Source organism: Kitasatospora sp. NPDC057692 (assembly GCF_042799475.1).
GTDB lineage: Bacteria > Actinomycetota > Actinomycetes > Streptomycetales > Streptomycetaceae > Kitasatospora.
On the sequence record NZ_JBHVIV010000045.1, the window covers coordinates 60700 to 71620 of the forward strand.

Annotated in this window: 8 protein-coding genes; 6 read left to right on the forward strand and 2 right to left on the reverse strand. The window is 70.8% G+C overall.

All coding sequences use genetic code 11. From position 1 onward, the window contains the following. The first annotated feature begins 142 nt into the window (after positions 1-142). Both ACFVFS_RS24190 and ACFVFS_RS24195 read left to right on the forward strand, forming a co-directional pair. The gene (locus ACFVFS_RS24190) at positions 143-592 is read left to right on the forward strand and encodes a hypothetical protein (protein WP_380626756.1); all 450 of its coding nucleotides are present in this window, start codon (positions 143-145) and stop codon (positions 590-592) included. 332 nt (positions 593-924) lie between these two features. Further along, entirely contained in the window at positions 925-2028 is a 1104-nt protein-coding gene (locus tag ACFVFS_RS24195; protein WP_380626758.1) for a hypothetical protein, read from the forward strand. A gap of 133 nt (positions 2029-2161) precedes the next feature. Here ACFVFS_RS24195 and ACFVFS_RS24200 read toward each other — a convergent pair whose 3' ends face one another. Both ACFVFS_RS24200 and ACFVFS_RS24205 read right to left on the reverse strand, forming a co-directional pair. Next, positions 2162-2623 carry an Imm1 family immunity protein gene (locus ACFVFS_RS24200; protein WP_380626759.1) on the reverse strand — a complete coding sequence of 154 codons (462 nt, stop codon included), beginning with the start codon at positions 2621-2623 and terminating at the stop codon, positions 2162-2164. Positions 2624-2669: 46 nt separating this feature from the next. Further along, positions 2670-3167, reverse strand: coding sequence for a hypothetical protein (locus tag ACFVFS_RS24205; protein WP_380626760.1), 498 nt, complete (start codon positions 3165-3167; stop codon positions 2670-2672). A 697-nt stretch (positions 3168-3864) separates the two neighbouring features. Here ACFVFS_RS24205 and ACFVFS_RS24210 point away from each other — a divergent pair. The 4 genes from ACFVFS_RS24210 to ACFVFS_RS24225 all read left to right on the forward strand — a co-directional run bounded on the left by ACFVFS_RS24210 (position 3865) and on the right by ACFVFS_RS24225 (position 9253). Next, positions 3865-4668 carry a hypothetical protein gene (locus ACFVFS_RS24210; RefSeq protein ID WP_380626761.1) on the forward strand — a complete coding sequence of 268 codons (804 nt, stop codon included), beginning with the start codon at positions 3865-3867 and terminating at the stop codon, positions 4666-4668. A gap of 10 nt (positions 4669-4678) precedes the next feature. Then, on the forward strand, positions 4679-5290 hold the full coding sequence (locus tag ACFVFS_RS24215) for a hypothetical protein (protein ID WP_380626762.1): 612 nt from the start codon (positions 4679-4681) through the stop codon (positions 5288-5290). Between the two features lie 592 nt (positions 5291-5882). Then, positions 5883-6026 (forward strand): hypothetical protein, encoded by a 144-nt coding sequence (locus ACFVFS_RS24220; protein WP_380626763.1) that lies wholly within the window; start codon positions 5883-5885, stop codon positions 6024-6026. 1583 nt (positions 6027-7609) lie between these two features. Further along, complete coding sequence (locus ACFVFS_RS24225) at positions 7610-9253, forward strand: replication-relaxation family protein (protein ID WP_380626764.1); 1644 nt, start codon at positions 7610-7612, stop codon at positions 9251-9253. Positions 9254-10921: the final 1668 nt, after the last annotated feature.

The following is a 10921-nucleotide window of genomic DNA, read 5'->3' on the forward strand; positions in this document are numbered from 1 at the left end:
TGCGCCCACCCGTTTCGGTTTGTCAGTGGTGACGGGCAGAGTGTTGATCATGTTTACGGGATGGTGGCATGTCCGGCCGGACGAGGAGCGTGTGCAGTGGGCGCTGGAGCCGTTCACGGCCGTGGGACCGCTGCGTTTCGGGATGAGCGCTGACGAGGTGACGCAGGCTCTGCTCGGCGTCACCGAGGACATCGAGCACCGAACGTGGACCGGCGGGCGCGGCAACAACACGTGGAGGCCCTCGGAGGGCCAATGCCGGGACTTCGGCCTGCATCTCTACTACCGGGACGGCCGACTGTCCGGTGCCGCGGTCGACGCGCTGCGCGGACCGCAGGTCACCGCCGACGGCACCGCCCTCGTCGGCCGGCCACCTTCCGCGCTGGAGCAGTGGATGGGCGAACGCGCAGAAGACCTCCCCGACGAGCTCTCCTACATGAGCGCGGGCGTGCCCTGCTCAAGCTCCCTGGGCGTCGTGATCAACGTCCAACGTGAAGGCGACCGCCTCCTGACCCGGCCCGTGTTCTACCCCGCCGAAGCGCTCGACGACCTCTCCCACTGGCTACCTCGGAAGGCCTGGGAGATCCACGACTGACGACCTGACCAGGGCGCCCCGGGCCCGCCTGGCCGCCGCCCCTCCCCGGGGCCGGCTGCTGCGCCCTGGCTACCGGGCCACCCGCACCCGGTGAGTTCTCCGCCGCTGTGGTGAGTTTCGCCCCGGGCGGTCGGTGAGTTTCGTCCTGCAGAACTCACCAGCGCAGGTCGCAGCGGTGCATTCGGCGCTGTGGCTGCACCGCAGCATGCCGGTGCAGCAGCGGGACAACCGGTGCATCAGCACCGCTACCCGCCGTGCCGGGTTTCGCCCCGCACCGGGCAGCGAGGCGAAACCCCGCCGGTGCGTCGGACATGGCGGTTACGATCCCGGGCATGGACAGCGCCCCGCCGACCGCCGCCACCGACCAGCCGGCCACCAGCGCGGAACCGGCCCGGCTGTGCGCCCGGAAGGGCTGCTCCAACCCGGTCCCCATGCCGCGCACCGGGCGGCCGCGGACCTACTGCTCGCGGTCCTGCCGCAGCAAGGTCGACCGCGCCAAGGCCAGGGCCCGCGAGGAAGCAGCACAAGCAGCAGGAGCCGCTGCACCCCGCCCGGCCGCTGCACCACCCGGTGCAGCACCTGCTGCACCTGCTGCACCGGCGGCCGCTGTCGGGGTCGACGATGTCCTCGCTCGCTGGGGCGAGGACGGCCGACACCTCCTCGACACCGCGGACGCGCTGCGCCGCCAGCTGACCCGCTTCCTGGAGGAGACCACCACCGGCGATCCGGCCGCCGCGTTCGCGGAGCTGGCCAAGGCGCTGCCCGTCTACGGCACCCGCGCCTACATCCTCGCGCAGGACATCCGGGACAAGGCCCGCTGGCCGCACCTGGACGAGCACGAGCGCCTCATGGCCCGCTCGCGCGAGCGGATCGACCACTGGGACCACGACGAGGACCCGGACGACGCCGTCCCGGGGGAGACAAACGCCCCGCGAGGCGAAACCCCGACCACCCCCGCCCCGGCCGAGCAGCCGCCCGCCCCCGTCCCTGAGCCGGACGCCGGCCCGGTGCCGGCCCAGCGGTCGGCGGCCGCCACAGCCGAGCAGGCCCGCCGGGAGGCCTGCACCGACCCCGAGCGCCGCTTCGACTTCCCCGACCTCCTGGACGACCTGGAGCCCACCTTCGGCCCCGGCTGGGAACTCGGCTCCTGGCTCGACCCCGCCGCCCAGGGCGTCCTCCAGCTGCGCCTCGACAGCACGCCGATCGGATGGACCGCGCCCCTGCCCGACGGGCCGTGGGGACAGGCCGGCTGGATCGCCTGCCTCTACCAACAAGGCGGCGCCCGGCTCCTCGTCGACACCTTGTCCCGGCCCAGGACCCTCCCCACCGCGGACCTGGCGCTCGACGCCATCCAGCGCGCCCACCAGACCAAGGCGGCCTCCGTCCGCTGCCCCGGCCTCACCAGAGCGCGGGGCCGCCGTGGTGGTGCCGGGTGACAGCCTCCAGCAGGGCCTGCCGCCCACCCCACAGCCGGCCCTGCTCGGCAGCCCAGGGCGTCAGCCGCCCATACGGGCAAGGGCCGCCCGACCATCGTCGTCGTGTTCTCGCAGCTCAGAGCACGGTGGCGCCTTATTCGTCCAGATACTGGTTCTTCCAGGAAACGCAGGTGGGGCGTTGCCCTCCTGACGACAGGAACTCCTTCACGGCCTCCCGGACGAGGTCGAGGGGGATCTCCACCTGGTCCCGGAACTGGGTCCAGTGTCCGGCGAGGTAGTACTCGGGGGCGTTCCTCGAATCCGCGGGGCCCGCTGTCACAAAGTTCCCGCTGTGGTCGATGAAGAGCAGAACCCCCACCTGGAGTTCCTTGTCCACTCCGACCTGGAGCTGGTGATCCGGAATCTCCGTCCCCGGGCGGGCGGGGTCCCCGAGGACGATCACTTCCCGGTCCAGGTGGATGATCTGGGCCAGGTTCTCGTTCACCGGGCCCGCGAGGAGCTCGTCGATCAGGACGTCGACGTCCTCGAGGGAGTCGAGATGGTCGGGGGTCTCGATCCGGTCCCGCCTGTATCGGACTTCAGCGCGTAGCGACATCCCGTCACCCTAGGGCCAACCCTCAAGGTGAGATGTCGCCGCCGGGTCACCAGGGCGCGGGGCCGCCGTGGTGGTGCCGGGCGACAGCTTCCAGCAGCGCCTGCCGCGCGCCCCACAGCCGGCCCTGCTCGGCGGCCAGGGCGTCGGCCGCCCACACCGGCAACGGCCGCCCGAGCGCCGCCTGGTCCAGCGCCTCCTCCAGCGCGGTGCCGGCCTGCCTCCAGTCCTCCAGCTGCCGCACCAGGCTCCGCACGAAGACGTCGACGGCCCCGGCCGGGTCCTGCCCGTCCTGGCGGGCCTCCTGGGCCACCTCGCCGAGGACGTCCTCGTCCAGGTCCTCGAAGGCCTCCGTCCACCGCCCGGCCACCAGCCGCTGATGGCCGGCCAGCACGCTCTGCAGCCCGTCGTCGACCGACTCCTGCGACCAGGGAAGCGGGGACCGCGGCGCCCGGCCCACCACGGCGAAGGCCCGGCCGGCGACGCCCGGCCCCAGCCCGGCACCGCGCCGAGGACGGGGAGAGGAAGTACTGCTCGTGCTGCTCACCCCCGCTCCAACGCCGCCGTCCCCGGATTCTCACCCTGTACCGCCGGGATGCGCAGTCGTCGCGGGCCACCTGCGGCGGACCGGTGCCGGCGGCGGCACCCCGGTCTGCGCACCCACCGCTACCGCACCCTGCCTGGCCACGGCCGCTGCCGCGTCTTCGACTCCTACGTCGAGACGGCGCCGACGCCTGGCGGATCCACTGGAGGTGAGGTCCGACCGGCCCCGACCACCCTGGAGCCGACCCCGAGACGGCCTCGGTGCTCACCGTGCCGCTGATCGGCCCCCACCTGCAGCGGCTGTCGGAGACGGCACTCGCCCGGTCCGGCGTCGGACGCCGGTGCGGCGGGCGACAGGTACAGCAGCTCGTCTGTGTCGAAGGTGGTGCGCACCATGTGCATAGTCTGGTTCCGAGTGGAGAGCCATCTATCACTTGACATGGATACCTCAGATATTTCTCAAGTCCTGTTCCTCTGCCGCCTCTTGTTGCCTAGGGTTCTCCGTGTCCGACCCGTTCGGGGTCGCTCCAAGGGGGATCCGATGAAGGCCGTTTTCGGCATGTTCGCCGGTGCTGTGGTGGCCGGGTCCTGGGGGGCTGCGCCGGCGAGCGCCGCCGATGTGGATCCGGGCTGGGGAAGGAACTCTGCGAGCCCGTGACCAGCCGCTGTTGCGAGCAGATCGGCTGGCGGCGGGGTTTCTGGTGGCAGCGGCACCGTCTCGAACGGCTCTGGGCTCGATCAGCCGGGCGATCGCCCGCGCGAAGAGCGCGACGCTGATTGTGACCGCTACTGCCGAGATTTCGGCCACTGCCCAGGTGCACGGCGTCCAGACGTTCTATCCAATCGAAGCAGGAGGAATTTTGCGGAATTTGATTTCTCGTATTGCGTGTGCGGTGGCCGGCGTTGGGGCGATGGCCGTGATGGTCGCGCCGCAGGCCCAGGCGGTACCTGTACCCGACGGGCCGTCGGTTGTCTCGGCGGCAGGGGTGGCGACCCGGCTCCCGGCGGGTGCGGTGCCCGGTCACTGGACCGTCGACCGCCAGGTTCCCGCTCCGACGCTTCCCCAGGGGGCGCCCGCCACGAAGGCCGCGACGATCCCGCAGACCCCGGACACCGCCGCGGGCGACATCACCCTGGAGGCCCGCAACGTGCGATACGGCGGTCAGGTCTGCGGGACCGGAAGGGTCGACATGGTCACCGGTCCCGGTCCCATGACCCTGACGCTGACCCAGAGCAGGGCGATAGCGAGCACCTGGTCGGCGAGCGTGTCGATCCCCGCCGGGAAGGTCTCCGCCGCGGTCGGGTTCAGTGTGACCGACACCGCCACGCGCACCGAGGCCGGGTCGTACACCGTTCCGGCCGGCCAGTTCGGTTACCTGGAGGCCTACCCCCTGTACGACCTCTTCTACTACGACGTCTACAGCCGTGCCGTCACCGACCACTGGGTCGGCAGCGGCAACGCACAGCACCCGGTAGGCTACTGCTACAACGCCTGGTCGAACTAGAGGAATTGATATGAGGCGCCCTCTCCGGTTCGCGGGCGCGACGGTTCTCCTGGCCGTCGCGGTCCTGGCGGCAGCATGCACCGGTGACGGGAAGACATCCCCCGGAGGAGACGCCTCCTGGGCCCTGGAGGGGCTGGCCGCCGTACCGGCGGGCGTGCCCCTCCAGGGCACGGTCGACGCACCTCCCGCCAAGGGCACCGCCAAGATCCTCGGCATCGCGAAAGTGCAAGAAGCCGACGTGGTCCTCGCGGTCAGGAACGACACCTGCGAGGTCTCCTTCCTCACGGCCCCACCCACTGAGACGACGCCCACATTGCGCGGGTCCGTCGGATCGCAGCGCCCTTCCGGCAGCGTCCAGTCGGATGTTCACCAAGGATTTCCCGGCAACGTTCTCGCCGGAAAATACACCCAGGCGTCCGCGCAAATCCTGCCGTTCACGTTCGTGGCCGTCGGATGCTCCGAAAAGGCCATGGCGGTGAGAATTGAGGGTGCGGGTGCCTCGGTCGAAGACGGAAGCAGGGCGGGGGACTCACTGAGAGCATGGCGGGACGGCCAGGACATGGTCCTGACTGTCGGGAATCCTGGAGCGATCCACCAACCGGAACCCGGTCCCCACTCCTGACGCCGCCAGGAACCGGGCCGAGCACGCCCGCTCCACGCGGCGGGCACCTTCGGTCCGCTCCCGGGCCACCTCGTCGAGGACGTCCTCGTCCAGATCCTCGAACGCCTCCGCCCACCGTGCGGCCAGCCGCTGCTGATGGCCGGCCAGCACGCTCTGCAGCCCGTCGTCGACCGACTCCTGCGACCAGGGAAACGGGGACCGCGACGCCCGGCCCCAACCCGGCGCCGCGCCGAGGGCGGGGAGTGGAAGTGCTGCTCACCCCCGCTCCGACGCCGCCGTCCCCGGATTCGTCACCCCGGCCGCCGAAAACCCAGCCTGTGACTGCACGGCGTCCCGATGCCGCGTAGCCCGGCCGCCAGCACGCCTCCGCTAAGGGCCACCGACGCCGGCTCGGCGTGCGGCCCGACTGCATCTCATGAAGTCCGCCACGCCGGTGCTCCCGCAGGCGGTGCGCGCCACAGGCAATGGGAACTGGCGCGCACCACCCTGACCCCGATCCTCCCAGGCCCCCAAACGCCGCTCGCCCCAGCCACCGAACCCGCGACGCATACACAGCCAGCCGCAGCCTCACCCACCAGGACGTCTTTGCTGGGTGGTGGCGATCGACGGGCACTTCGCCGCCGACCCCACCGACCGGAGCCGCCCGCTGGTCACCAGCACCGCCGAGTTCGCCGTCCTGCTGGTGCGCCAGGCCCTGGAGGAGGGACTGGTCGCCGCCGCCCCGGTCCTCGGCTGATCGGCGATGCATCTTGTGAGGCGTCTTCTCGGACACCTTGTCAGGCGCCTTGCAGGACACCTGCCCGGGTGTCTTGTGAGCACCTGACGATTCGCCCCGGCACGGTATCACCCCAGTTCAGAGCCCGTATGCAGCGGTCGGGAAATGCCGACAACCCCTTCTTCTCCTTCCTGGTCTTGGTGGGTGTGGCCGGTTCGTCGGTTCGGGGTTCGCGCCTGCGGCGGGCTGTTGGCCTTTCGCGTCCGGCGGTGCCAGCCGCGGCCTGCGGGGCCGGCCGGCGGTCGCAGACCAGCCGCGCCGGGTTCCACGTAGGCACCACCGCAGGTACCACCGGGCACACCACCGCAGGCAGCACCGCAGCTACCACCGCAGGCACCCCGCCGCCTTCGCGCACTGCCGAGCATTTCCGCAGATCAGAGCCCGTTTCAGGCGCGCCGGAAAATCCGACAACCCCCTCTGTCTGTCCCTCTCCCCGGTTGCTGGTGGTGTGGTGGGTGCGGTTTGGGTGACGGTCCGGACGGCGGGGCTTCCGCCCTGCCGGGGGCTGTTGGTCCTGGTGAGCGTCCGGCGGAGCCGACCGCACCGCCCGGCGAGCAGCCGCCCGCCACCGCGCCCGCCCCCGCACTCGTTGAACCGCCGTGACCAACCCGTCGTCCACCCGACGCGCCCTCAGCCCCGGCGCCGCCCGCGCCCTCGGCCCCCAACGCCGCCCAAGCCGCCCACAGCCGCCCTGGACGGCCCCGCCCGCCGTCCCGGACCCACCAACCCGCCCAGACGCCCCACAGCCCGCCCCACGGCCCGCCGAGCAAACCCTCGACGCCATCGCCGCGCTGCGCCACGTCCGCGCCCCGCCCGCCGTCCTGGAGTCCGCGCTCCACCTCGCCCAAGCCCTCCTCGCCCGGCCCGGCGAAGACCCGCTCCTCCTGGAGGCCGCCGAGGGGCTGGCCGCCGTCATCCCGCAGTACCTCCCCGCCGCCGCACCCCGGCACCGTCACCGACGCCGCCGGCCCCGCCCGTCCGGTTGCGCCCGGCACCGGAGCCGACCGTCTCCGTCCTCGGCACCCTGCGGGCCTGAGCCCCGGTTCGGACCGCCGGCCGCCGCGTACGGCGTGCCCGCGGCGGGTAGTGTTCCGGGCAGTGCCCAAGGCGCCGACACGGCGCGCGTACGGCCCCGGCGAGGCGAAACCGCCCGCCGCGCATCCCCGGGTGGTTCCCCGGGGCCGTCCCCGGGTGATGCCCCGGGGGGATCCTCCCGTCAGAGTTTCGACATCTGCCCAGGCCATCCCCACAATCTCGGCTCCCCGGGATTGCCGACAACCCTCTCCCTTCCCTCTCCTTGGCTGTGGTGTTGGTGGTTGGCGGCTGGGTGGGGCGGTACGGTCTCGGGTTCGCTCCGGGTCCGGCGGGCCCCTGCTGCCGCTCCCGGGCCGCTGTGGCCCTCCCTCCCGGCCGGGCGACTGGGCGCCTCCCGGTGGTCGGCGCGCGGCGGGGCTGCGGCGGGGTGGTGGCGGGCGGCCCGGTGTCGGTGGTGTGCGGTAGAGCAGAGAAGATCAGCACCACGAACGACCAGCCGGGGGCAGGGCATGAACCACGACCAGGACGACGGCCAGCACGAGCAGCACGACGGTGAACAGCCGGCGCCTCGGCCCGGCCGGATCAACTTCCGCCGCTCCGCCCGCAACCCGAACGGCTCCGGCGCCGCGCTGCGCGCCGACGTCCTCGCGGTGCTGGGCGTGCTCAAGGTCGTCACCTACAAGCAGCTGCACGCCCTCATCGCCAACGACGAGTACCGCGACCACCACCGCACCGAGCACGTGGCCGAAGCCGTCCGCGACCTGATCAAACACAAGCTCGTCGAAGAGCGCGGCCGAACCAGCACCATCGGCGCCCTCCGGCCCGGCGCCAGGCCGCAGCCCACCACCCACTCCGCCCTCGGTACCAGGAGCAGCGGCCCCGGAGAGAAGATCTTCGGCCTCACCCCGGCCGGACTGCTCGCCGCCGCCGAGGCCCTGGGCGACGACCGCGAGATGGGCGGCCACGCCCGGGGCGCCGGAGAAACCGGCGCACCCCACGCCATGCTCGTCAACGAGTTCATCATCAGCGCCGTCACCGGCACCACCACCCACGGCGCACCACCGCGCGACGACGACCGCCAGGCCCCACCCCGCCGCGCCCTGCCCGAAGGCCCGCTGCCCGGCGGCCTGGACGCCTGGGCCACCGAAGTCACCCACCCCATCGTCGGCAAGCAGACCGTCATCCCCGACGCCGTCGTACGCCTGCCGGAATTCGGCCACCCCGTGCTCTTCGTGGAAGTCGACCGGGGCACCATGACCGACATCAACAAGGTCGCCGGCAAGCTCGACAACTACCACCGGTGGTTCAGCAAGCTGGTCAAGGAAGGCCACCACGAACGCCCGAAGTTCGAGATCGACTACGGCTCCCTCACCGCCCCCGGCTACGGCTACCACCACACCGACCTGGTGCGCCCGCCCGTCCTGTTCGTCTTCGACCGCGGCCTCAAGGGCGGCCGGCCCCGCTTCACCGAGAAGGGGCTGTACGCCCGCATCGACGCCTTCGGCGCCGCCACCCGCCACCACTGGGAAGGCCGCTACCACGAAGAGGAGGGAGTCGAATACCAGACCTTCAAGGGCAAGATCCCCGTCTTGGCCACCACCACCGACCGCCTCCTGGAACGCGGCTTCCTTGGCCCCGACACCTGGTGGCGCTACGGCCTGGGCACCTGGACCGACCTCGCCCACGCCCTCGACCCCAAGCCCGACCGCGACCTGATCCGCAAGCGCCGCAAGGCCCGCCAGGACCAGGAGAAGGCCGACGCCCAGGCGGCGGCCAAGGCCGAGCAGGACGCCCTGGACGCCCAGCAGCGCGCCAAGCTGCTCGCCGCCCGCGCCCACAACGACGCCCTGCACCCCTGCTACACCTGCCACGGCCCCCTCGGCGGCGCCCACGACTCCGACCACGAACTGGACGAGAACGCCGAACTGGACCGCCTCGAATGCCCGGCCTGCCTCGCTGACCGCCGCACCCAAGGCGGCCGCCCGATTGTCCTCGACCTCCCCTCCCCCCGCGACCTCAAGAAGGCCGACAAGCACGGCCCGCCCACAGGCGACCCGTGGTGGGAGGTTCGCCTCAACCACGCCAAGCGCTGGCCGAAGCGGGACAGGGAGACCGGCATCGTTCCCGAGCTCTGGTCGAACGCCCGCGCATGACCAGGCAGTCACAAAAGAGCGGTGGGCCCTCGGCAAAGTCGGGGGCCCACCGCGATCAGTTACTAGAAAATATTCTCAGTGATCCATTCTAGAATGGCTTGCCATTTATCAGAAATAACAGAGATAACTGGAGCGGTTATCGCCATTCGGGTCACGGGCCCCAAGGCTCGAAGGTAGACACCTCGCTTCTGGGCCTTCTTTAGAGCTATCTCGGATTTCAGCACCTGTCGCTGCAAGTCGACCAAAGACGGCGAGCTGGAACTGTGTACCGATTGACATCGCAAACATTTGAACTCCGAATTATTTGAATTTATCTGCACCTGCAAGCAAGTCCCGCATTGCCACATTACGTTTTCACCTGAGCCTCCTCCGGCCGTGGGCTGTCCCGCCTGAGACGGGTCGGGGTTCGGTACGGGCGCTGACTGGCCAACCATCGCTGGCTCCCTCCTCCTGGGGCCCGGTGCCCCAGGACATCTGGGGGATCGAACTTGGGAGCAGGTGTCGGACTGTCAGCAGGCCCTGCACTCGGTGGAGTTGTGCCAAGTAGTGTGCGGCCCGAACCTTGATCCAAGCAAGTCCCTGAACCGGGTGAATCCACACGCGTAGAACAAGCCCCGGCCTGGCTGTCTGCAGGCTCCATGAACGGCCCCTCGGCCCTCTGCTCATCGCGAAGGGGGGCGACGACAGCGCGGTGGCCGCATCATGCGATGTTGTGGGGCTGCGCTGCTCCTTGGGACTGGTGACCAAGCCAGCTGCCTGTCGGCCCCGGCTACCCGGCTGAGCAGCGGCACCGGCCCGGCTTCCTGCGCCTTCGCCTGGCGGTGAGTGGCGTGGGGATGGGGCGGATACTGGTGGACGGTTGGTGCGTCCGTCCTGCGTCCCACTTCTTCTCTTCAGGCCCGCCGTCGCCGACCACGAGGTGCAGGGAGGGCGGCACGGTCACCGCACCGCGGCCGGCGCGCTCTGACTCGGACGGGGGTGAGGCCCCGCACGATGGCCTCCAGGGTCTCCTCCTGGTGCCCACGCAGCGAGATGCCGGCGGCTGCCTGAGCGGCCTTCAAGCCAGGCTTTACGACGTTCACGAAGACGTGTCTCCCCTCACCCATTCCCGGACCCACACCAGGGACCACGCGGGAAATTCTGACAGTGCCCTACTGATACATTCGACGGACGGCCTGAGAATCGAGGCGACTGGATATAGCGCGCGACAGAATGGGCTATCCGGCAGGGTATCAGTCCCCGGCCGCGAATTTCGGTGAACGCCCGAAAAGCACGGGTCCGAACCCCAATTCCGGCGGGATCGCCTGACAACCCAAGACTGATACACTGGAGACCGTTGCTCACCCTCCGGGGGGTAGCACACCCCGGAGGGTCGCGAGACCGGAAAGGTGGCCTAGTCCAATCTGGCGGGAGTGAAGCCGACCCGCACACGCCCCCGGTGCGCCACCCCTCCTCTCAGTCAGCCTGTTGTGAGATCAGCCAAAATCCCAGCTCAACCACATGATCCCGCCTCAGCTCACAGGCCTCATGGAGCGAAGCGGAGTGAGGCCGGCCAAGGCGCGAAGCGCCGGGCCCACCCGGGCGAAGCCCGGGTGCGGACACGCGGAGCGGGTCCGCCGCCTGACCGAAGGTCAGGCGCGAACGGAGGGCCGAAGGCCCGTAGGGACC